Origin of the sequence: Paraburkholderia sabiae, assembly GCF_030412785.1 — a bacterium.
GTDB classification, from domain to species: domain Bacteria; phylum Pseudomonadota; class Gammaproteobacteria; order Burkholderiales; family Burkholderiaceae; genus Paraburkholderia; species Paraburkholderia sabiae.
Genome location: NZ_CP125295.1, coordinates 1,457,754 through 1,479,550, shown reverse-complemented (window position 1 = coordinate 1,479,550; position 21,797 = coordinate 1,457,754). Strand labels below are relative to the sequence as shown.

Sequence of the window (21,797 nt, the reverse complement as noted above, 5' to 3'; positions counted from 1 at the left end):
CGTGAAACTAACTGTTCCCTGAATCGTTCTGTCCGTCGACAGAGCCGATTGCCGCCCATCGACCTCCCTTTACAGAATAGTGCGGTGATTCAGCCGTCAGTTGAGTCAGTACCTCGCGGGCGTGATGCATTATCAGTTCACTGATCTGGCGCGCGTTGGGCGGCGCCGCCTTCCAGTGATGCCAATACAAGCTCACCGCGATCTTACGCTGTGGCGCAATCGAGATCACATCTCCCGAGTCAATTAAGGACTGAATCTGCAGGGATGGCACAAGTCCATATCCGACGCCCGCCCTGATTGCTGACAGTAACGCTATTGGAGACGGGAAAAAGTGCGTCGCGTATCCGTGTACGGGAAACCCAATAAGGCGCTCCAGGAAGATGGAATGCAACCCGTCTTTGCGATTAAAAAGCACTGCGGGTGCGGCAAGAATATTGTGCAAGGTGACGCCATCAGCGAAGTGTGTCTTAGCAAATTCGGGAGTCGCTACACATTCATACTCCATCTCGCCAATCGGTTCCGCCACGAAACCTGTTGGCGCGCTGCTCGCAGTCGACACACATCCCATCGCCTCGCCACGCGTCAGCACCGACAGGGTATAGTCTTGGTCATCTACGATCAATTCGAGCGCAAGATTCTCCTTGGCTATAGCACACGCGACCGCCTCAAACCAGGTAGCGAGCGAATCAGCATTTACCGCGATTGCAATCTTTGTCCTCCCCTTTTCCGCCGGCTTGATCCGCTGCAGAGTATCCGCTTCAAGAAGCTGCAGCGCCTGGACATGGAGCAACATGATTTCCCCCGCAGGGGTCAGCATCATCCCGTCGCGTACCAGCAGAGGAGTGCCGACAGCCTCTTCTAATGCAATCATTCGCTGCGAAACAGCACCTCGGGTCACATTCAACGCGTGCGCTGCTCGACCAAAGTGTCGTGTTTCCACGACTACGGCGAACGTCTCGAGTTGTTGCCTGTCAAAATTCATCTTACTCGGCGATGTTGGGCAAGCCGCTAGACTAACGTTCGCTGCGCTCCCCATCTCGAAAACAAGAGTCTATCAACGCAAGAGCATTCTGCTGCGTGGAAGCGCCATCCGAACACATCATTCCGGGTGACGTTCTCTCGGCCCTAAGGGAGAGAACGTCAAGATCCCTCGAACGAACTGATCTCCGCAAGTGTTACCGATCTCAGCAGTGGTCGCACGCGCCGGAAGCCAATGCCGTCGAGGGACCGGCGTTGCGCAAACACAAGTCACTTCGTGACGTTTTAGCATTGGCGCGCGGAGCACGGCCGAATTCCTGCACGCATGAATGTCTTTGGCTGATCGCACTTCGGCTGCCGTAGCCTCAACTCAGCGACAGACCACTACCTCTTCCGATAGAGTCGAAGCTAATCGCCTGATTGCCCATCACTTTCCGGCTCGACTTGCAATCCAGGCAGCTTTCGCCGCCCGGATCGCGCATTCGAAATCGTGTCTGGTTGACAAGCGCCGACGCGAAACGATCACGAGCCAGCCGCCATCGACCCGGTGCCAACGTATGAGCGAATCGTCGATGAGCATAGTTAGCCATCGCCACAGTGACGCATCCTCCGTGTCTGATCGTGCGCCAGCTTCCACGAGTTTCAGGTCCATGTTCTCGCATGAAGCTTTCGCGGCGCGCATTGAACCATCAAAATCAGATCCTCTAGACACGCACGTGTAGTCGACCGCAACGAGCCAGCAATTCCCCGTATCTCTCCATCGAATCCTCGAATTTTCCATGAGCGATGCGAACCATCTCCATAGCGACGCATCGTCCGCGTCGGCGCGGAGTCTGCCAGCTCGCCGGAGTGCTCCCCGCGTACCCGAGAGGCTCCCGCTGTAAAGATTGTCAGGCATCGAGCGCGCTAACAAGCTCTGGCACGATCGTGAACAGATCGCCCACGAGGCCGTAATCGGCGACGCTGAAAATTGGCGCTTCTTCGTCCTTGTTGATCGCGACGATCACCTTCGAGTCCTTCATGCCGGCCAAGTGCTGGATCGCACCCGAGATGCCCACCGCGATGTACAGTTGCGGCGCGACGATCTTGCCGGTCTGGCCAACCTGGTAGTCGTTCGGCACGTAGCCCGCATCAACGGCCGCGCGCGAGGCGCCGAGCGCCGCGTTGAGCTTGTCGGCGAGCGGCTCGAGCAGTCTCGTGTAATTCTCACCGCTGCCGAGGCCGCGGCCACCGGAGACGATAATCGGTGCGCTCGTCAGTTCTGGGCGATTGAGCTTCGTCACTTTCCGGCTCACGAACTGCGACAGTCCACTGTCCGCTGCTGCGTCGATTTTCTCGATCGATGCGCTGCCACCTTCGGCTGCCACGGCATCGAACGCGGTCGTGCGGACCGTGACGACCTTGATGCGATCGGACGATTGAACCGTCGCGATTGCGTTGCCTGCGTAGATTGGGCGCTCGAACGTGTCTGCGCTGTCGACGGAGGTGATGTCGCTGATCTGCGCGACGTCGAGCCTCGCGGCGATGCGCGGCGCGACGTTCTTGCCCGCGGCCGTGGTGGGTACAAGGATGTGCGAGTAATTCTTCGCGATCGCGAGAACCGTCGCCTCGACATTCTCAGCTAGACCGAATTCAAGTTGCGGCGCATCGGCAAGCAGCACCTTCGATACACCGGCAATTTGCGCCGCTGCATCGGCAGCATTCTGTGCCTCGTGGCCGGCGACCAGGACGTGAATTTCGTCGTCGAGAACCGTGGCAACCATCGCCGCGGCGGCCACCGTATTCAACGTTGCGGCCTTTATGGATACATTGTCGTGTTCTGCAATAACCAGAATCGTCATTTTCTCGGCTTCCTTTACAGCACCTTGGCTTCGGTCTTCAACTTATCGACAAGCGTCTTCACGTCTGGCACCTTCACGCCCGCGTTACGCTTCGGCGGTTCGGCCACCTTCAGCGTCTTCAGACGCGGTGTGACGTCCACACCAAGACTCTCGGGTTTCACCGTCTCCAGCGGCTTTTTCTTCGCTTTCATGATGTTCGGCAGCGTCACGTAGCGCGGCTCGTTCAGGCGCAGGTCAGTTGTCACCACGGCGGGAAGCTTCAGCGAGAGCGTTTCCGTACCGCCGTCGATTTCACGCGACACCGTGGCCTTGCCGTCGGCCACGACGACACTCGACGCGAAGGTAGCCTGCGGCAGGGCTGCCAGCGCAGCAAGCATCTGGCCAGTCTGGTTCGAGTCATCGTCGATCGCCTGCTTTCCGAGAATCACAAGTTGCGGCTGCTCCTTGTCCACAAGCGCCTTCAGCAGCTTGGCGATCGCCAGTGGCTGCAAATCTTCGTTGGATTCGACAAGAATCGCGCGATCCGCGCCGATCGCGAGCGCCGTGCGCAGCGTTTCCTGCGACTGCGCCGCTCCCGCTGACACTGCGATTACTTCCGTCGCGACACCCGCCTCTTTCAGGCGCACCGCTTCTTCCACGGCGATCTCATCGAAGGGGTTCATCGACATCTTCACATTGGCGATATCGACGCCCGTACCATCCGACTTCACACGAACCTTCACGTTGTAGTCCACCACCCGCTTGACTGCGACAAGTACTTTCATGCGTAATCTCCGCTTAGGAAGTGGCCAGCTCACGGGCGATGATGAGTCGCTGCACCTCGCTCGTTCCCTCAACGATCTGGAGGACCTTTGCCTCGCCGAGCAACCCCGAGACCTCGTAGTCCTCGAACACGCCGTATCCGCCATGCACCTGCAGTGCGATGTCTGCCGCCTCCGATGCGAGCTCCGTTGCAAACAGTTTCGCCATCGACGTCTCAGTGCGAAAGCTCCGGCCCGCGTCCGTAAGTGTCGCGGCATTGCGGATCATCAGTTCCGCAGCGTGCGCCTTGGTCATGACTGTCGCAAGCGGAAACGTCAGACCTTGATGCTCGAAGATCTGTACGCCGCCGACGCGACGACCGTTTCCGTATGAACGAGCCAGGTCGAGACATTTTTTCGTAAGGCCGAGGCCCGCAGCGCCAACCAGGATTCGCCCGACGCTCAGGGTCGTGAGAATCTGCTTGAGGCCGTCCCCGCGATTGCCGACCATATACTCCTTCGGGATACGGCAATTGTCGAAATACAGTTCGACTGACTGCGCGATTCGCCAGCCGACCTTGTGAGCGGCCTTGCCGACCGAGAAGCCGGGCGTGCCGACTGGGACAACGAACGTCGATAGGCCCTTGGGCCCTTTCTCGGGATCCGTTACTGCGATGACCGTCGACAGACCATGCAGTGGCGTACCAGCGTTCGTCGAAAAAATCTTGGCGCCGTTGATGACAAAATGATCGCCATCTTCCTCAGCTCTCGTTTTGATGCTGGCCACGTCGGAACCGCCCGCCGGTTCGGTCACGCCAAACGATGCAAGTGTCCGGCCTTCGCAAAGCGGTTTGAGCCAACGCTCCTTGAGCGCCGGTGAGCCATAGCGGGAAATGACAGTCATCGGTGCACTGTTGCACAGATAGATCGCCGCAAAGCCCGGTTCGACACGGGCCAGAGTTTCGGTTACGAGCGCCGAGCCACGCACACCAAGACCACCACCACCGTATTCCGGATCGTATGCAGTGCCCATAAAGCCGAGTTCGGCAAACTGGCGCACCAGTTCGGTCGGAAATTCGTGACGCTCGACGAATGGCCGCACGGCCGGGCGTAGCGCACGCTCCGCGAAATCGGTCACACCGTCCAGCAACAGCTTCTCGTCTGAATCCAGGTCCATCAACATGTTCTTACCTCTGTCTATGTGTTAATCGCGGAACAGCCCGTCATCCATCGTCTTCAGATCATGGACGATGGCCTTCGGAGCGAATTCCATCTGCCCTAGAATGTCCCGCTGAACGTCGATGCCTGGCGCCACTTCCTGAAGCACAAGGCCATCGCGCTCCACACGGAAAACCGCCCGCTCAGTAATGAGAAGCGCGGACTGGCCGCGATCCCGCACACCTTGAATGAGCGGATACGTGATCTGCTCGACCCTGCGGACAAATTTACGCGACTTGCCCTCACGCTCGATAGCGAGCTTGCCGCCTTCGGTTGCGACCTTCAGGCCGCCGGTGGTGAACGTCCCAGTGAAGACAAGGCGTCGCGTGTTCGTGGCGATGTCAATAAAGCCACCCGCGCCGGGATTGAACGACGCAAACTTGCTGACGTTGACGTGACCTGCCTCGTCGAACTGCGCAAAGGCGAGCGCGGCGAAATCGCAGTTGCCGCCATCGATGAAATCGAACTGGTACGCGCCGTCGAGCAACGCCTGCGGAAACATGTTCGCGGAAAACTGCCAGCCGCTCATCACCACGCCACCGAAGACGCCGTGTTCAGTGATATGCGGATATCGCCAGATGCCCTCGTCGTCGAACAGCCCAGCTTCGGCCATCACAAGCGGAATGTCGGAGGAAGCCCCAAAGCCGAAGATCGTGACCTCCCCCTCACGCACTTCGCGCGCCGCGCGTCGCGCGATGATGCGGTCAGCGCCACTGGGACTGGGCGGCAGCGCGTCGGCTGCGAACTTCCCCCCGAGATAACGCTCATCGAAGCAAACGTCGGTCGTCATCATCGCTTCGGCGTCGACGGTGACACGATCCACGAGCGCGCCGGGAATCCGCATCTGATGTGCAGACAGTTCGCCGCGCTGGACGATCTTCCTCACCTGTGCGATTACCGTACCGCCGCATGCCTTCGTCGCCAGGGCTAGCGCAATCGCAGATGACTGCAGCGGTTCGTCATCGAAAGACAGATTGCCGTACTCGTCTGCGGCGCTGGCCCTGATCAGGGCGACATTGATGTCCCACGTGGGATAGAAGAGATACTCCTGCCCGTCGAACTCCCGCACCTGCACGAGCTGCTCGCGGGTTGCGCCATTAAGCCGGCCACCCTCCTGTCTCGGATCGATATAGGTGCCCAGGCCGACCTTGGTCAGATAACCGGGACTGCGACGTGCCACCTCGCGCAACCAGTGCATCGACGCGCCGATCGGCCATGCGTATGCCTCAACCTCGTTGCTCTGAATGAGCCGCATCAGGGCGGGGCGTTGTCCTGTCACCGGATTGACGGGGTTGATGTAATTGCCACACACGATGCGCTTCATCAACCCCGGTCTTGCGACGTGGTCCATGCCCGGGATGGCTAGCGCGTCGCCGGTTCCGACGGGAAAATAGAATGTGAGATCGCTGGCTCCCGCACCAACTGTGAAAGCATGCGCAATCTCTCTGAGCAGCGCGTCCGGCGTGAGCCACCCGATCACACCCGTGCTGGCAACGACGTCTCCGTCGCGAATACAGCGGACTGCTTCAGCAGCGGTGCAGACCTTACTCATGGGCCACCCCCTTGCGCTTGCGCTCCAGCGTCTGTCTCGCGGCGGGTTCCCGGCAGTTTTCCACGAACAGCCGGTTCGCTTCGAAGTCGATCGCCTCGGCATCCTTAAGCATCAAGCCCGCGAAAAGTCGCTTTGTCGCAGCGACGGCGGGTGCCGGCAGCGCCGCAAGCTTCGCGGCAACCTGCAGTGCGAACGCCTCTACCTCGTCGTCGTTCACTGCGTAGTCCACAAGGCCGATCGCCTGCGCCTGCTTGCCATCAAGCTGCTCAAGGCAGTAGCAGAGTCGACGGGCCTGCGCTGTGCCAACCCTTTCAATCAGGGGTTTCAATCCCCACGGCGTAAGCCAGCCCAGCGGCACCTCGGGCATGCTCCAGCGGGATTCGCGACCGGCTACGACGATGTCGCAACAGGCAGCAAGGGTAAATCCCCCTCCAATGGCAAAGCCGGCCACTGCAGCAACAACAGGCTTGGACACAAAACCGATCAGCCGCCCGATGTCGCCGCACTCCTGCTCGAACCGTCCCATGTCCTCCAGGGACAGCGTCGAGATGAAGCCAAGATCGCTTCCCGCGCAAAAAACACCGGACTTGCCTTGCAGCACGATCGCCTTCACTTCGGAATCCCGATCAGCGCGCCACAACATCTCCCGCAGTGCGTTCACGAGTGTCTGGTCCATCGAATTGCGCCGCGCGAACCGGTCAATGGCGAGCACGAGCACGCCGTTTTCAATGTGTGCATCCAGCACACGAGCCTCTTCTGTTGACATGACTGTCTACTTCTCCTGTTTGAACTGCCCGAAGTCCAGGCTGCCTGAACTGTAATATATTACTAGTATCCGATATGAGCATCAGTGTTTACCCGTTTCGGTGTAATGGCGCGCGCAAAATAGGACGGGCTTGGCTACAGCGCAAAGTCGTGTAATATATTTCAAATATCCAATGGAGACAGCCATGACATCTGACCGTTACTTTCGCGGATGGGAAACCATCCACAACTCGCCGGCCTTTACGGACGTACCTCTGCTCGCAGAGGTCGACGTTTGTGTCGTAGGGGGAGGCGCGGCCGGTGTGGCCGCTGCGACGATAGCCGCCGAAGCGGGTCGGAGCGTGATACTCGTGGAGCGTTATGGTTTCTGCGGGGGGGCCGCAGTGGCTGGTATGTCCGGCACGATCTGCGGCATGTTTCTGGCAAGCGACAGGACGCGAACACCTGAACAGGTTGTGTTCGGATTCACGGAGCGATTCAGGAAACGGCTGAGTGAGCGGGGAGGCCTGACCGCACCCCAGATCTACGGCAAGACTTGGACGGTGACTCACGATCCACTGGTCTGGAGCGAGACGGCAGACCAGTTTCTCAATGACGCGGGTGTGCGGCTTCTCTACCACACCGTGGTAACAGGAGTGCTGATCGAAGACGGCACCTACCGGGGGCTACTGCTCGAATCCTCAGCCGGCCGCAGCACGGTCAGGGCGAAGGTCATCATCGATGCGTCCGGCGACGCATCCGTCGTGGCTCGCGCGGGGGGACGCTATACCTTCGGAGATAACGGAAAAATCCAGAACCCAACAATGTTCTTCCGACTAGGCAACGTCGACTGCGACCGCTTCCTCGATGCGTGGGGCTCCGATACGATCTGCCCGCCCTGGGTCACTGAACGCATCCGGCTGGCGAACGCCGAACATCGGTACACCCTGCCGCGCGAGAAGATCTGGGTGTTTCCGACACCACGCGACCATGAATTGCTGGTCAACGCCACGCGCCTCCAGGCGAAGGATGGCCGCATGCTCAACGTCATTGATCCCGAGGACTTCACACAGGCAGAAGTGTTGGGTCGCGAGCAGGTTCGCGAGTACGCGCGTTTCTTCGCGGAAAACGTCGCCGGTTGCGAACGAAGCTTCGTCATCGATACGGGCGTTGAAGCCGGTATCCGACAGACCCGTTCGATCGTCGGTGTCGACACCCTCCGGAACCAGGACGTGCTCGAGTGCCGCAAGCGTCCGGACGGAATCTGTCGTGTACCATGGCCCATCGAACTCCATGCTGGCGAACGACCGAAACTGCACTGGCTACTGGACGATTACTACGAGGTACCCTACAACGCCATGATCCCGGAGAACGGCGAAAATATCATCGTGGCCGGCCGCTGCCTCAGCGCGGAGCATGAAGCGCTCGCATCCGCGCGCGTAACGGCCCAGTGCTTCGAATACGGTCAAGCCGCCGGCCTTGCCGCGTCATATGCGCTCGCTAACAATGTGACCGTCCGCGCCCTACAGGGTGAAACGATTCGCGCCCTGATGAAAGCACACGGCAGCGCGCTTTAGGGTGAGCTGCGCCCCGCCTCGCGCATGAATATCTTGCGGGTGAAATCCTCGATTCGCTTCATCAGCTCGACCGCAGCCTGTTCTGCGATGGCGGCGTCACCCATGGCGACCGCCCGCCCCCGCTCGGAGTGCAGCCGCGATACCTCCGAGAGATTTGCCAGTTCTTCGTGGTAGACGTAGTAGAAGCGTCTCGATAATCCGAAGAGCGGTGCGATGGCAGCCGACGCGAAGGGATTGCGCGCACATTGGGCAATGTACTGGTTGGCAACGAAGACCGCCCTAAGGTAGGCGTGAATATCGTCACGCTTTGCCGCCTCCTCAAATTCCGTTGCCATCTCCAGCAATTGCTTGCGCTCGGCAGGCATCGCCCTTATCGCAGCCCATGACGAGATCAGGCGCTCCAGGTCTGCACGTAACTCAATGACCTGGAGCTGCTCATAGAGATCGATTCGCGAGACGCGCACCCCATGCCGCGGCACTGTCTCAAGAAGTCGACCGGCCTCGAGACGTTTGACGGCTTCCCGAACAGGCGTCCGACCGATCCCCACGAGATCGCTCAGCGCGAACTCGCTGTAGGTCGAACCCGGCGGTAGCTCGAGCGTGACGATCAATTCTTCCAGTTTGCGATGCGCCTGGTCAGCGAGCGACGGATTTGATTTCGGTACCTGTAGCATGTTGCTCCCCCGATAGCCTAGTGCCCGTTTCACATACTACAGATATATCACACGTCCTGCTACTTCCCGGTGTTAGTGCTCATCACTTTGATACGGGTAATCCATCATGCGCAGGAATTTCAGCCTGTAATATATTACTGATGTTCCATGAAAATTCGCATTTGCCGGCGCCATGCCGACCGCGACCGATAGCCAGCGGCGCTCATGGCCGGGCCATAACCAAGGAGACACATCCAGATGAAAGCTGAAAATCTCGCCGGCGCCGTGAACGCTGCCGGTCGACTGGAACGGCTACCGTTGACCAGATACCAGCGCGGCATCTTTCTGATCATCGCCACCGCGTGGCTGTTTGATTCCATGGACCTCGCCGCGATGACGTTTGTCTTAGGTTCGATCAAGACCGAATTTGGATTAAGCACCGCAGCCGCAGGCTTTGTCGCCAGTTCCAGCCTTTTCGGTATGTTTATCGGCGCGGCGCTGGCAGGTATCCTGTCGGACCGTTTCGGCCGTAAACCCGTTTTCCAGTTCAGCATGGTTATCTGGGGCGTGGGAAGTCTGCTCTGCGGGCTGTGTGCAAACGCATCCCAACTCGTCGGCGCTCGAGTGCTGCTTGGTGTGGGTATGGGCATGGAATTGCCCATCGCGCTCACCCTGGTCTCAGAGTTTCTTCCGACCCGAGTTCGAGGCAAGTACAGCGCCATTCTCGAAGGGTTTCTTCCGGTGGGCTTTGTGGCAGCAGGCATACTGATTTATTTCCTGATGCCTGTGACCGGCTGGCGTGGCGTGTTCATCGCACTCGCCGCGCCTTCCCTCCTTCTGCTGGTGATCCGCCGCGCCGTCCCGGAGTCTCCCCGATGGCTTGAAACCGTGGGGCGCAACGCGGATGCTGAGCGCACTGTCTCCGCGATTGAGGAGAAGGTCCGCCGCCGTTCGGGAATGATGACGCTGCCACCGATCGCAAAAATTCCGGAGGCGCTCGGGGTCGGCAGACACAGCACGCTCGAAATTCTCGCGGAACTGTGGCGTGCGCCTTACGCCAAGCGCACGCTGATGCTCTGGGTGGTGTGGTTCTTCACGCTACTCGGATACTATGGCCTGACATCATGGCTCGGTGCGCTGCTGCAGGCGGCGGGCTACCAGGCGACGAAATCCGTTTTTTACACCATCATCATTTCAACCGCCGGTATCCCGGGCTTCTTCTTCGCCGCATGGCTGCTTGAGGCGTGGGGGCGCAAGAAGGCAGCGATCTCGATGCTCCTCGGCAGCGCGCTAACGGCCTATATCTATGGTCAATGCGCGGCCCTGAAAATGCCGATCGGTGCAGTCGTTGCAGCTGGCCTCGCCATGCAGTTTTTCTTCTTTGGCATGTGGTGCGTGATCTACGCCTATACGCCGGAACTCTATCCGACTCGTGCGCGAGCGACCGGCGCAGGTATGGCGTCGTCGATCGGGCGGTTGGGATCGATTATCGGCCCGTATGCAATCGGCGTCGCACTTCCGGTAACCGGGCAAGGGGGCATATTCGCAATGGGTGCAGTGTGTTTTCTGATCTCGGCCATCACCATTGCCGTGCTTGGACAGGAAACAAGGGGAATCTCGCTGGAGGAGGTATCAAGGTAGCCCCGTTCAGCACCGCCGCGACGATGGGTACCAGAAGGAGCCAAATCACGAGATGGCCAGCATTCGAGCGCTTTACGCGAGATAGATAGCCGCGAAGTGTCACTCGACCGCTGAGCTGCTCTGTGACAGGTGCCACACCCCACCCTCCGAAGGTACCCAACTGCTCCTAACGGTCCCGCCAAGGGCGCAGAAACCTCCACTAAACGAGCTGGTGAGAAACCGTTTCAAATCAGCGCCATGACGTTAAGTTAGATGGAGAAGTTCAATGGAAAGAATAGGACGGTCGTTGAAAGCAATGGTCGAGAACTGGTTGTCGCCCAATCCTGAGCGAGGGTTCAGAGTCAGCCACTACGGACGATCCAGGATTGGGCGTTACGTTTGCGTTGTCGCTGAGAATGGAACAGGATCGAAGGCAATGTTCTTTTATCGTCACTCCGATGGAAACTGGTGCATCTTTCCACCGGCACCCGAGCGGCCGGCTATGCAGATTCCGGACTGTTGCTAGATAGTTTAACAAGATCGGCGGGAGATCCGTGCCGCTTAGCACGCCTTCCTGGTAGATGGCCGAGCACTGGTCACGCGAAATCGGTCGCGCTATAAGCGGCACTTTTCATCGTCTATGTTTCGATCAAAAGAGCATGACGCAATCCGTACTGAAATTGGATCAAACATCAAGGAACGGTTTCCGCTACGTATCTCCAGCGAACGCAACGATCGAACTATTACCAACTTTCGAAAGAATCCCTTGTCAGAAAGTTACTGTTCTCAAAAAGCGTGCGCTCGTACAATTTCCTCACCTGTAAATACCGAGTTCTTCCGGTTACCAATTACTCCGCTCTGTGATGCCAGGTTGAGCTTATCGAGCCAATTCAACCCTTAACCGGACACTTGTATCCGGGCGTCGCATTCCGGCGGCTGCACTAAAGAATCGGGCGGCATAGCCGAACACGTTTGAATGAGCCCGCTCTCGCGACCGGTATCTAGTTCGACAATGGTCTTGCTCAAAAGTATGCGGGCCGCAAGGCGAATTACCTTGATGTAAACAATACCTTAGCCGCAAGATCTGCGCCTTCTCGAAATCAAAATGGAGGTTACGTTCGACTCGGATCGGTCTCCTCCTCCCGTGGCTCGGCAGGGAACGGAAAACCAGCAGTTACATGGTTATATGAGCATGCCAGCAACGTGGCGTTGACCAAAGAGCGGGAATAAGATGGATACAGTCAGTCAGATGCGCGTCTTTGTACGCATCGTGGAATGCGGGGCGTTTACACGCGCGGCAGAGACCTTCAACACAAGTCCAGGAGCCATGTCAAGGGCGATAACAGAACTTGAGGGACGGTTGCGCACTAGGTTGCTGAATCGTTCTACTCGAAAACTTGCGCTTACACCGGCGGGTGAAATCTACCTTGAGCGATGCAAACAAATTCTTGCGGACATCGAGAGAGCTGAGGAGGAAGCCAGCGACGCTCAGCAGCGGCCTACAGGAAAATTGCACATTCACAGCTTCGCAGGATTTGGGCTGCGCTATATTCTGCCTGCAATTAAGGCGTATCGGACGTCTTACCCCGAAGTCGTTGCTGACCTCACCCTATCTCAACGCGTTCCAGAACTCTATGAAGAGGGCATTGATATTGCCATCGTATCAACCTCGTCCGTCCTCCCCGACTCCGACCTTGTCTCGCACTTGTTGGGTTCCTCATTCAGCGTTCTCTGCGCGTCGCCTACATACGTGCTGGAACGAGGTATGCCAGGTAATCTGAATGAACTCGCTCAGCATGAGTGTCTTATTCTCCACACGCCCGCGTTTCCCGCGTACGAGTGGTTGCTTGAAAGCGACAAGGGAAGCGAAGCAGTCAAAATTTCAGGTTCAGTAGAATTGAACACAGGTGAAGCAGTTGCACTAGCGGTGCGCTCAAGCATGGGTATAGGCACGGTACCAGTGTACCTGGCGCTTGATGGCCTATTGGACGGAAGCCTCGTTCGCGTTCTATCGCAATATGTACTGCAGAAGATGAACATCTACGCGCTTCATCCTTCACGAAAGTACATCGATGCGAGAATACGAACGTGGATTGAGTTCTTGCGCCAGTACTTACCGACCGTAACCGCGCGCGATGCTCATTTGCTTGACGAATATGCGGCCTCGACGGTGAACGCAGCGGAATGTCCTCAGGCATAAATCGCTTGCACGTAGCAACGCTTGATTGACGGTGGATCGCAAACCCACACCTCCACCAAGTGCTCCGTGATGAGTGCGTTTTTTTCCAATTCCGCATAAAGATTTGTCAGACGTCGAGTACCATATTTCGATGAAAGATTTTCTTCAGAATGAAGTAATAGACGATACCGAAACCGCACCATGCCACGCCCAATTCCCATGTGGCCATGCCCATCGAGTAGAGCACGTAGGCGAGAATCACAAAACCTATCGCCGGGGACAAAAGATGTTTGAGGAATGACCGCGAGCGTTTCCGGAAAATATAGTGTGAAATAACCGCGACATGCAACATCATGAAGCCACTGAGTGCGCCGAAATTCACGAAGTTCGTTAGAGTATCCAGGTGATCGAGAAATCCCAGCGACAATCCCAGTGAAACAATCGAGACCGACACCAGGCTGACATGAGGCGTCTTGAACGCCGAATGGACTCTAGCCAATACGAGCGGCAACTTTCGATCACGCGCCATGGAATAAAGCAGGCGAGCAATAGCTGTCTGGGAAGCGATAGAACAAGAGACCCCGAAGGTCAGCGCCGTGGACCAAGCAGTGAGCAAAGACAACGGCTTGCCTCCTGCTACCTCGGCGATTTCATAGAACGCAGTATCCAAAGACTTGAATTTGAGCCCGGCGGCCAGGTCTGCTGCGATCCATGTCTGCAGTACAAACAACACGCCCACACATAGCAGGGACACGACCGTCGCATTTCCAACGGTCTTTGTACTGTTGCCTCGGACCTCTTCAGCGAGCATGGAAATGCCGTCAAATCCAAGGAAAGACAAGGCGCACACGGACACTGCCGAGAAAATCATGATCGGCTTGAAAGACGCAGGCTGAAACAGCGGATTCAGCGTGAGGCGCCCTGCACCCTCGCCGTGATACAGCGAGTACAGTCCACATACGCAAAAGATGATCAATACGAGGATCTGGGCAATTAGGAACAGCCTGTTGGCCGCCGCTGTCACCTGCACGCCAACATAGTTGGTGACGGTGCCAATGAGTAAGAAAGCAACAATCCAGAGCCACTTGGGTAAAAGCGGAAACAGCGACGAAAGCGCGGAAGCTGCGACCACATATGTCAGCGCGGGAATCAGTAGATAGTCCAGGATGAGCATCCACCCGGTGAAGAAACCCGCTGTCTCGCCTATGCCTCGTTGCGCGTATGCATAAGCTGACCCCGCAATCGGGAAATCCTCGGACAGGACTTTGTAGCTCAGCGCAGTGAACAACATGGCGACCATCCCAATCACATACGCCAAGGCAACCATCCGGCCTGCTGCATCCGCAACGTAGCCGTAGATCGCAAACGGTGCGATCGGTATCATGAAGATCACACCGTAGATAACGAGGTCGACAAACCCAAGCGTGCGTTTCAGTTCCTGCTTATAGCCAAATGATTCCGTTGACATAGCTTGATCCCGAAGAGGTGTTGTATGGCAACGTGTGAATCTCGGCGTCTCCGCCCAAACTTCGCGTTGCGTCAGGATCGATTTTCGTTAGCCTTAATCATTGGAAAAGATCCAAAGCATAAGCTTTTCGGTGCACTTTTGGATGATCGGAATTCGCCCGGGATATCTACTGCCGTACGACAGTGTATGGATCGATCACCGAAAAGACATCATGACCAAACGGTCGAACATGGCATCCGAAAGCAGCCATCGTAGAAATAAAATCGGGCCAGCCATTGCACCCGCGTGATAGCGCGCTCTCGGACGCGATGCCTTCAATGCCTTGAGCGTCAGTTTAGCGATCGCCTCTGGCGACGAGCCCTCCGATTGGCGCTGGACTTCGACGTATTGTCTAAGGAGCTTGATATATGGGCCCGTGCCCGAGAGACGCTGCGCTTCCGCGATAGCGATATCGCCCCACCCTGTTGCAATGATCCCGGGCTCGATCACGATGACGTCGATGCCGAAAGGCCTGGTTTCCAGCCTCAACACATCGCTGTACCCTTCCAGGGCAAATTTCGAGGCGTGATACCAGCCCCCCATCGGCGTATAGATCTTTCCGCCGACCGACGTTACGTTAACGATCTTGCCGGCCGCCTGCTCCCTCATCTTTGGCAACACCTTCTGGATCAACCGGGCCGTACCGAATACATTCACGTCGAATTGCCGATGGGCGTCGTCCATCGGTATGTCTTCGAGCGCGCCATATTGGCCATATCCTGCGGCATTGATCAACACGTCGATGCGGGGTTGCTCGTTTAGTACCTGCGCCACCCCGGCATCGACCGCGGCTTTATCCGTGATGTCCATGTAGAGAACACGACCGCCTGCGGCCTGGATCGGAGCCAACTGATCAGCACGTCGTGCCGCACCGTAGACGATGTAACCTTCTTTCAGAAGCGCCAAGGCAATGCTTTTACCAATACCGGAAGAAGCCCCAGTGACCAGAGCAACAGGGGGATGCGCGCAGATAGCCATGTTTGCCTTTTCGTTGAATGAACGGTAGTCGTTATTTATAAACTGTGGGGAAACCCCACAGTCAAGTAGTCGTTTGGCTCACGAAAGAAAGGAGGATGATCCCGTGCTGATCAGCGAGCTGGCAAAGCTATCCGGCCTGTCCAAGGACGGCATCCGTCATTACGAGGAAGTGGGTCTGATCCGATCGACCGCGCGGCAGGCGGGAAGCCGCACCTATCGGGAATATGGCGCCGATGCACTGGATGTGATCATCAAGGTCCGCAACGCACAGCGTCTCGGATTCGCCCTCAAGGACATTGGTCCGCTGATGCAGGCCTATGAGGCCAACACCTTCTCGCTCGAAGAAACGATAGGTATTCTGGAGGAGCGACTGCAGGAAGTCAGAGGCAAGATCGACGAACTACGCCAAAGCGAAGCCTACATCGTCGAGAAAATTGCCCTGTACCAGAAAACACGAGACATGGAAGCACTGGTAAGCGTACGCACCGCCCGTCCGAAGCGATCGCTGAAGGGGCGGCGCGGCCGATAAGAACGCGCCGATAGAGGGCAACGTATTACGGTTACGGCACAATCGCAAAAACACGCGCCGGAAATCCGGAACCACGCTTCGGCTTTGGCCAAGTCGCGACGATAAGCGCCCCCGCTTCGGGCATCGCATCGAGATTGGCCAGCAACTCGATCTGCCAACGATCCTGGTCGAGCACATAGCGTTCGAGCGAGCCATCACCGCGACTGATCGCGAGACCGCCGTCGGTGTCCAGCGTCTCATGCCCGCAAGCCGTCGCACCACGTTCCTCGAAGATGCAACGCAGCGCTTCGAGCGTCCAGCCGGGGAAATGTGCCACACCTTCAGGGTCGCGATTCGACATTTTCTCGCGATCCGGCCAGCGAGACGCCCAGCCGCTATGCTTGGCGACAAACGCGCCGCGTGGTATCGGACCATTGCGCGCTTCCCAACGCAGTATGTCGTCGGTCGACAAACGATAGTCCGCATTGGCGATTACCTGCTCGCGGATGTCGATGACGACCAGTGGCAGGATCATCTCGCTCACCGGTATCTCGTCGAGAAACCGGCGGCCCGCCACGAAGTGCGCGCCCGGATCGACATGCGTGCCCCACTGGCCGACAAAGCTGTAGCGATGCGCAAGAAACCCCTGCCCCATCGAACCACGCGCCGGCGCGTGGTCGTACAGGACCGTACGCGTCTCAGGCTCGAAGAACGGCGAGTGCGGAATCGACGCGTCGAACGCGTGGGTCAGGTCCACGAACCTGCACTCATGCAACTGCCCCAGGAGTGCCCAGAGGTCGAGCGCCATCCGCTTCAGATCCGCTCGAGGTTCGTGCGCGTGCGCTCGTTGACGACATTGCCGGTATTGACCGTCGTCTTCGGCTCGAGCAACAGGCAATGCACTTCGTCCGTCACGGCTTCCGGGCAGTGCTCGGTACCCTTCGGCACGATCAGGTATTCACCCTCTTCGATCAGAATATCGCCGCCATTTTCCGCATGCAGCTTCATGCGCAGCGTGCCCTTTACCACGAAGAACAGCTCGTCCTCGTGATCGTGATGATGCCAGTTGAACGTCCCGCTGAATTTCGCGAACTTAATCTGTGAATCATTGATGTCGCCACCGATCCTGGGCGACCAGTATTCGCTGAAAGCCGAGAATGCTGCCGTAACATTAACCTTGTTGAGCTTCATGCCGTCACTCCTTCGATCTGGAAAATGGTGTCGATCTGCGCCGGCAGGAGGCGCTTGACGAACGTACCCTGAAACAATGCGCTGCCGACAGTGAAACCCCAGGTCCTCGCGTCAATCATAGCCTTGACGCGCACTTCGCCGTCGATGCTGCCAGCCGCGATGACGGGGACCGGCACGGCTTCGGTGACGCGCCGTGTCAGTTCGGCCGGATCGCCTTCACCCGCGAAGCGGTATGCGAGTAGATCGAGACCGTGCACACCAGGCATGGCCGCGATGCGGCGAGCATCCTCGACGATCTCGTCCATCGTACCCTCGAGTACCGTCGGGTGTCCGACCGTGCGGCCGGCAAACGGGAAATACTGGATCGACGAACCTTTGAGCATGGTGAGCGCGTCTTCGACGTGGCGTCCACCTAGCAGATAGTCAACGCCGATGTCGAGCGCAGCCTGGATCGATTCGAGTTCGCTTTGACGGCTCGTCGCGACGACTTCGAGCATCACCTTGCGACCGTCGGCCCGGATGCGTTGAGCCAGTTGCTTGAGCGACGCGACCGGCAGACCGATATCCTTGAAGCCGACAAAGTGAACAAGGCTGTCACGCAGGCTGTCGTAGACTGCCAGTGCATCGGGGACGGTAGCATCGTTCTCCGTCAGCATCAGAATGAAATGGGAGGACACGTTAGACTCCTTGAAAATATAAATGGCTCACACCCGGGAACGGGCGAATTGATGGGCTGTTTGCAATGCGACCTGCAAACTGGCCGGGTCGGCAATACCTTTGCCAGCGATATCGAACGCCGTGCCGTGGTCCGGGCTCGTTCGCACGAAAGGCAGGCCGACAGTGATGTTCACGCCGTCCTCGACGCCGGCCAGCTTGACCGGAATGAGCCCCTGGTCGTGGTACTGCGCCACCACGATGTCGAAGCGGCCGCGGCGCGCGTTCATGAACACCGTGTCGCCTGGCCACGGGCCGCTTGCATCGATGCCTTCCGCCTGGGCGCGCTGGATGGCCGGCGCGACGATGTCGAGGTCCTCCCGACCAAACAGACCACCCTCGCCGGCATGAGGATTCAGGCCCGCCACGGCAACACGCGGGTTCTCGATGCCGAGTTCCGTCATCGCACGATGCGCGAGTCGGATGATGCGCAATTCGGTCTCGACGGACAGCTTTGAAATCGCGTCGCGCATTGAGCAGTGAACTGTCACAAGAATCGTGCGTAACGTAGGGTTCACGAGCATCATCGCGTAGTCTCGCGTGCCGGAAAGATCCGCGAGCATCTCCGTGTGACCCGGATAAGGAACGGAGGCAGCAGCAAGCGCCTCCTTGTGAATCGGTGCGGTGCAGATGCCTGCTATCTCGCGCTTCATCGCTAGATCAATCGCCGTGCGGATAGCACCAAATGCCGCTTCGCCGGCCAGTGCATTGATTACACCCAGCGGCAGGTCGGCAGGCAACGGCTCGGCACCCGGCACGCGCAGCACGTCGAGCGTCCCCGGGCGCAGCGCGATGCCCGAAACCGAATCCGTCTCGCGGACTTTGAGTGGCAAACCGAGCGCGGCCGCCGCGCGCCGCAGCACTCCGGCATCGCCGACGGCGAATGACGGATAGTCGGCGATAAACGCGGCGTTCGAGAATGTCTTGACGACGATTTCGGGCCCAATGCCGGCCGCGTCGCCCGTCGTCACGGCGATCAGTTTCTGTTTCATACTCTTGCTCCAGTCAATGCGTCGAGGCAGATGAGCAGCGCGTCGTCGCCGCCAAAACCACCGGCCTTCGTAATCATCGGGAAGCTGCCTTTCGAGCTGCGAACCTCGACAAGCGGCACGCCTGGCAGGATTTCGCGATGTACGCGCAGCGATACGGCGGGCAGTGAGTCGACGATGCGTCTGGCTGTTTCACCACCCGTTACGACAAGGCCGTCGCATGCTCCGCTGGCTATGAGGTTGGTGACCTGCGTCACCAGGTCGCGCAGTGCCGCTTCGGCTAAAGCAGCGCCGGGCAGGCGATCACTCCCGGTAGCCAGCACGTTGATCCGGCGGCTCTCGCGTGCCACGTTCAGTTGGCGACGCGAACTCGGATTGAGGCTGCCGACAACCAGCCAAGGCGCATCGCAGGACAAGGCCGCAAGTTGAGGAATCGGTTCGGGCTGCGACAGCGCGCGGGCGAGCGCGCGCAGCAATCCCGTGGAACCGGCGAGCAGCAAGTCTCGTGAGCCGGCGAACAAGCCGACCAATGCATCGAGATCATCCTCGGCACGCGTATCCATCACAACGGCGTCGTGCTCTTCGAGCAGGACTTTCGCTTGCGCTGCGTCTCGTGCGATGACAACCGGCAAACCCTGCGCGAGAAACAACGCAGGCACGCTGGACTCCAGAACCGGCAAGGTCGGGTCTCGCCCGAATGCGGTTTTATGTACGGGAACGCCGTCGACAAGTACACGGCCAGCCTCCGTCGTCCGTCCGGCCGACGGGAAAGCCGGCGCGATCAGCAACTTGCGGCGGCCAGATGCGGCGCGGGCGCTCACACAGTCTTTGGCGACGTGCCCACGCAACGTCGAGTCGAACTGCAGCACGAGCACATCAGCATGGCACCAGGCACGCGCGGCATCTGCTACCGGGTCGCCAGCAGCGACGCGTTCGCGCGTGTCCGTGTCTAGGCTGACGACTGCGGTCGCCGTAACATTTTCTGTATCTTCCGGCCGCAGTAGCGCAGCCGTATTCCAACCGCGCTCGGCAAAACAGGCAGTGCCGTCGAGGGCACTCGTGAAGTCGTCAGTGATGATGCGAATACGCATGGAAGTTCCGCGCTGTTTTTGGTTCTTGAATTTTGACGTTTTTCATGTATTTTTTAAGAACCAAAAAAATGGAATTTCACGGTGTCTATGGTCCGCTCAGCCGTATCGAAACAATCCCATCCTGCTTTAGTCGACCTTGAGATCGACCGGTATGCAAGCGGACCGGTGTTCCGTCAAATCATCAGACAATTACGGGAACGGATCGACAACGCGGTCCTGCCATGCGGAACTCGCCTGCCACCGACACGCGACCTAGCGCAGCAACTGGGTATCGCGCGTAATTGCGTAGTAGAGGCTTATGACGAATTGATTGCCGATGGCGTCCTGGAAGGACGCGGCCGAAGTGGGACCTTCGTGGCCGCGAGCAGAGGTTTTACCGCTCCCCGTCGAGAGGAAGTCATCGGGCAATCGTCTGTTTTGCGACGTATCGATAATGAGAACAACGATGCGCCGCCGCAACCGGTCGCCGCATTCGACTGGCGTCTTGGACAGGTCAATGTGCGGGCACTGCCGTTGGAGGCATGGCGCAACGCGTGCCGCGAAGCCGGGCGGCATCTTCCACCGGCAGGATATGGCGACCCACGCGGAGAACCAGGATTACGCCATACCATTGCGCACTGGCTGCATGAACATCGTTCGGTGTCGGTCGATCCCAATCAGATTGTCGTTACCCACGGAACTGGGCAAGCACTACATCTCGTATCGCGCACATTCTTGCGCGATGGCGACATGTGTGCGGTCGAAGACCCTGGATATCTAGGGGCCAACTGGGCATTCGCGCGCTCAGGAGCGACGCTGCACCACGTGCCCGTCGATGACGAAGGAATGTTGGTTGAACGGATCATTGAGTCGCCGACAACTCCAGCGTTGGTACACGTAACGCCAGCGCACCAATACCCGCTTGGCGGTCGTCTGTCCGGACCTCGGCGTCGTTCGCTCATTGACCTAGCTCGCACACACGGGACAATGATTGTCGAGAACGAGTACGACTGCGAATTCCATTACGCAGGCACGCGTTATCCGCCGTTGTTTGCGAGCGCACCAGAAAATACGCTACTCCTGAGCACGTTTGCGAAAGCAGTCAGCCCCTCCCTGCGGCTCGGCTTTATCGCAGCGCCAAAGGCTGCAGCAACCGCCCTGGCCGCACACATCGAACGCGAACGTGTCCATGTCTCCTGGCCGGTCCAGAAAATTATCGAGACCCTCTTGGTCTCAGGAGAGCTCGACAAGCATCTGCGCAGAGTACGACGCCACTATGGCGCGATGCGCGACTTGGTCCGCGGACGCTTGGCCGAATACGTCAGCGAAATCGAATTGAGAGGCGATGAAGGGGGGTTGCACGTTGTTGTGGCCGGCCGTGAGCGGGCATTCGATCTCGAATTGCGAAAGGCCTTGAATTTACGCGGCATCGTCTTCAACGAAGTGCGGGAATTTGCAAGTTCAGCTATGGAAGAGTCGAATGGTTTTTTGCTTGGATACGCCCATATGGATCTGAGCGATCTGTCGGCTGCGCTGGATGAATTGACCACTTGCATCCAGCAATGTTATTCACATTAGGCCGCACAGCATGTGCGAATTAGCTTGTTCGAGTGAAAAATTCCTCCGCTGGTCCCGCGAGTGCCATCCGTCGTATTGGGAAAACGTGGGAGCAAAGTCCATCCCAATCGGCAGAGGGGGTATGTGTCGAGATGCGCTGAAGACCACAAAGCAAATCAAA

General features: G+C 58.2%; 19 protein-coding genes. 5 read left to right on the top strand and 14 right to left on the bottom strand.

All coding sequences use genetic code 11. From position 1 onward, the window contains the following. Positions 1–7 precede the first annotated feature (7 nt). From QEN71_RS06650 to QEN71_RS06625, 6 genes are all read right to left on the bottom strand, one after another. Positions 8–982 (bottom strand): HTH-type transcriptional regulator ArgP, encoded by a 975-nt coding sequence (locus QEN71_RS06650; RefSeq protein WP_201650255.1) that lies wholly within the window; start codon positions 980–982, stop codon positions 8–10. Positions 983–1,868: 886 nt separating this feature from the next. After that, positions 1,869–2,819 (bottom strand): electron transfer flavoprotein subunit alpha/FixB family protein, encoded by a 951-nt coding sequence (locus tag QEN71_RS06645; RefSeq protein WP_201650254.1) that lies wholly within the window; start codon positions 2,817–2,819, stop codon positions 1,869–1,871. 14 nt (positions 2,820–2,833) lie between these two features. Next, positions 2,834–3,583 carry an electron transfer flavoprotein subunit beta/FixA family protein gene (locus QEN71_RS06640; protein WP_201650253.1) on the bottom strand — a complete coding sequence of 250 codons (750 nt, stop codon included), beginning with the start codon at positions 3,581–3,583 and terminating at the stop codon, positions 2,834–2,836. Positions 3,584–3,596: 13 nt separating this feature from the next. After that, complete coding sequence (locus QEN71_RS06635) at positions 3,597–4,742, bottom strand: acyl-CoA dehydrogenase family protein (protein ID WP_201650252.1); 1,146 nt, start codon at positions 4,740–4,742, stop codon at positions 3,597–3,599. A 21-nt stretch (positions 4,743–4,763) separates the two neighbouring features. Beyond that, on the bottom strand, positions 4,764–6,329 hold the full coding sequence (locus tag QEN71_RS06630; RefSeq protein ID WP_201650251.1) for an acyl CoA:acetate/3-ketoacid CoA transferase: 1,566 nt from the start codon (positions 6,327–6,329) through the stop codon (positions 4,764–4,766). Further along, positions 6,322–7,095, bottom strand: a complete 774-nt coding sequence (locus tag QEN71_RS06625) for an enoyl-CoA hydratase/isomerase family protein (RefSeq protein WP_201650250.1) — start codon at positions 7,093–7,095, stop codon at positions 6,322–6,324. Before QEN71_RS06625 ends, QEN71_RS06630 begins: the two co-directional genes overlap by 8 nt. A 184-nt stretch (positions 7,096–7,279) precedes the next feature. Here QEN71_RS06625 and QEN71_RS06620 point away from each other — a divergent pair, with 184 nt between their 5' ends. After that, the gene (locus tag QEN71_RS06620; RefSeq protein ID WP_201650249.1) at positions 7,280–8,650 is read left to right on the top strand and encodes an FAD-dependent oxidoreductase; all 1,371 of its coding nucleotides are present in this window, start codon (positions 7,280–7,282) and stop codon (positions 8,648–8,650) included. On the opposite strand, the gene QEN71_RS06615 is transcribed toward QEN71_RS06620, so the two are convergent. Next, positions 8,647–9,324, bottom strand: coding sequence for a GntR family transcriptional regulator (locus QEN71_RS06615; RefSeq protein WP_201650248.1), 678 nt, complete (start codon positions 9,322–9,324; stop codon positions 8,647–8,649). The two genes, QEN71_RS06620 and QEN71_RS06615, sit on opposite strands and share 4 nt — an antisense overlap. Positions 9,325–9,561: 237 nt before the next feature. Between QEN71_RS06615 and QEN71_RS06610 the strand changes: the two genes are divergently transcribed. Together QEN71_RS06610 and QEN71_RS06605 are read left to right on the top strand one after the other, a co-directional pair. Next, positions 9,562–10,944: an MFS transporter gene (locus tag QEN71_RS06610; protein ID WP_201650247.1), complete on the top strand. Its 1,383-nt coding sequence runs from the start codon at positions 9,562–9,564 to the stop codon at positions 10,942–10,944. Between the two features lie 1,210 nt (positions 10,945–12,154). Continuing rightward, positions 12,155–13,123, top strand: a complete 969-nt coding sequence (locus QEN71_RS06605) for a LysR family transcriptional regulator (RefSeq protein WP_201650246.1) — start codon at positions 12,155–12,157, stop codon at positions 13,121–13,123. A 106-nt stretch (positions 13,124–13,229) separates the two neighbouring features. Here QEN71_RS06605 and QEN71_RS06600 read toward each other — a convergent pair whose 3' ends face one another. Continuing rightward, a complete protein-coding gene (locus QEN71_RS06600; protein ID WP_201650245.1) occupies positions 13,230–14,570 on the bottom strand; it encodes an APC family permease in 1,341 nt (446 codons plus the stop codon). Between the two features lie 195 nt (positions 14,571–14,765). Then, a complete protein-coding gene (locus QEN71_RS06595) occupies positions 14,766–15,587 on the bottom strand; it encodes an oxidoreductase (RefSeq protein ID WP_201650244.1) in 822 nt (273 codons plus the stop codon). 103 nt (positions 15,588–15,690) lie between these two features. Between QEN71_RS06595 and QEN71_RS06590 the strand changes: the two genes are divergently transcribed. Then, entirely contained in the window at positions 15,691–16,116 is a 426-nt protein-coding gene (locus QEN71_RS06590) for a MerR family transcriptional regulator (protein ID WP_201650243.1), read from the top strand. Between the two features lie 31 nt (positions 16,117–16,147). Here QEN71_RS06590 and QEN71_RS06585 read toward each other — a convergent pair whose 3' ends face one another. The 5 genes from QEN71_RS06585 to QEN71_RS06565 are packed head-to-tail and all read right to left on the bottom strand — an operon-like array spanning position 16,148 to position 20,080. Beyond that, complete coding sequence (locus QEN71_RS06585; RefSeq protein WP_201650242.1) at positions 16,148–16,852, bottom strand: cyclase family protein; 705 nt, start codon at positions 16,850–16,852, stop codon at positions 16,148–16,150. A gap of 56 nt (positions 16,853–16,908) precedes the next feature. Then, on the bottom strand, positions 16,909–17,286 hold the full coding sequence (locus QEN71_RS06580) for a cupin domain-containing protein (protein ID WP_201650241.1): 378 nt from the start codon (positions 17,284–17,286) through the stop codon (positions 16,909–16,911). Continuing rightward, on the bottom strand, positions 17,283–17,963 hold the full coding sequence (locus QEN71_RS06575; RefSeq protein WP_233471785.1) for a 4-hydroxythreonine-4-phosphate dehydrogenase: 681 nt from the start codon (positions 17,961–17,963) through the stop codon (positions 17,283–17,285). The genes QEN71_RS06580 and QEN71_RS06575 overlap by 4 nt, the downstream gene beginning before the upstream one ends. Before the next feature lie 27 nt (positions 17,964–17,990). After that, positions 17,991–18,992, bottom strand: a complete 1,002-nt coding sequence (pdxA, locus tag QEN71_RS06570; protein ID WP_201650240.1) for a 4-hydroxythreonine-4-phosphate dehydrogenase PdxA — start codon at positions 18,990–18,992, stop codon at positions 17,991–17,993. Beyond that, complete coding sequence (locus tag QEN71_RS06565) at positions 18,989–20,080, bottom strand: four-carbon acid sugar kinase family protein (protein ID WP_201650239.1); 1,092 nt, start codon at positions 20,078–20,080, stop codon at positions 18,989–18,991. Before QEN71_RS06565 ends, pdxA begins: the two co-directional genes overlap by 4 nt. Positions 20,081–20,167: 87 nt before the next feature. Here QEN71_RS06565 and pdxR point away from each other — a divergent pair, with 87 nt between their 5' ends. After that, positions 20,168–21,637, top strand: coding sequence for a MocR-like pyridoxine biosynthesis transcription factor PdxR (pdxR, locus tag QEN71_RS06560; protein WP_233471787.1), 1,470 nt, complete (start codon positions 20,168–20,170; stop codon positions 21,635–21,637). Positions 21,638–21,797: the final 160 nt, after the last annotated feature.

What these genes read in the sequence shown, in the direction of transcription:
- QEN71_RS06650 (WP_201650255.1), bottom strand. Translation starts at nt 982, where the DNA reads ATGAATTTTGACAGGCAACAACTCGAGACGTTCGCCGTAGTCGTGGAA.
- QEN71_RS06645 (WP_201650254.1), bottom strand. Translation starts at nt 2,819, where the DNA reads ATGACGATTCTGGTTATTGCAGAACACGACAATGTATCCATAAAGGCC.
- QEN71_RS06640 (WP_201650253.1), bottom strand. Translation starts at nt 3,583, where the DNA reads ATGAAAGTACTTGTCGCAGTCAAGCGGGTGGTGGACTACAACGTGAAG.
- QEN71_RS06635 (WP_201650252.1), bottom strand. Translation starts at nt 4,742, where the DNA reads ATGTTGATGGACCTGGATTCAGACGAGAAGCTGTTGCTGGACGGTGTG.
- QEN71_RS06630 (WP_201650251.1), bottom strand. Translation starts at nt 6,329, where the DNA reads ATGAGTAAGGTCTGCACCGCTGCTGAAGCAGTCCGCTGTATTCGCGAC.
- QEN71_RS06625 (WP_201650250.1), bottom strand. Translation starts at nt 7,095, where the DNA reads ATGTCAACAGAAGAGGCTCGTGTGCTGGATGCACACATTGAAAACGGC.
- QEN71_RS06620 (WP_201650249.1), top strand. Translation starts at nt 7,280, where the DNA reads ATGACATCTGACCGTTACTTTCGCGGATGGGAAACCATCCACAACTCG.
- QEN71_RS06615 (WP_201650248.1), bottom strand. Translation starts at nt 9,324, where the DNA reads ATGCTACAGGTACCGAAATCAAATCCGTCGCTCGCTGACCAGGCGCAT.
- QEN71_RS06610 (WP_201650247.1), top strand. Translation starts at nt 9,562, where the DNA reads ATGAAAGCTGAAAATCTCGCCGGCGCCGTGAACGCTGCCGGTCGACTG.
- QEN71_RS06605 (WP_201650246.1), top strand. Translation starts at nt 12,155, where the DNA reads ATGGATACAGTCAGTCAGATGCGCGTCTTTGTACGCATCGTGGAATGC.
- QEN71_RS06600 (WP_201650245.1), bottom strand. Translation starts at nt 14,570, where the DNA reads ATGTCAACGGAATCATTTGGCTATAAGCAGGAACTGAAACGCACGCTT.
- QEN71_RS06595 (WP_201650244.1), bottom strand. Translation starts at nt 15,587, where the DNA reads ATGGCTATCTGCGCGCATCCCCCTGTTGCTCTGGTCACTGGGGCTTCT.
- QEN71_RS06580 (WP_201650241.1), bottom strand. Translation starts at nt 17,286, where the DNA reads ATGAAGCTCAACAAGGTTAATGTTACGGCAGCATTCTCGGCTTTCAGC.
- pdxA (WP_201650240.1), bottom strand. Translation starts at nt 18,992, where the DNA reads ATGAAACAGAAACTGATCGCCGTGACGACGGGCGACGCGGCCGGCATT.
- QEN71_RS06565 (WP_201650239.1), bottom strand. Translation starts at nt 20,080, where the DNA reads ATGCGTATTCGCATCATCACTGACGACTTCACGAGTGCCCTCGACGGC.
- pdxR (WP_233471787.1), top strand. Translation starts at nt 20,168, where the DNA reads ATGGTCCGCTCAGCCGTATCGAAACAATCCCATCCTGCTTTAGTCGAC.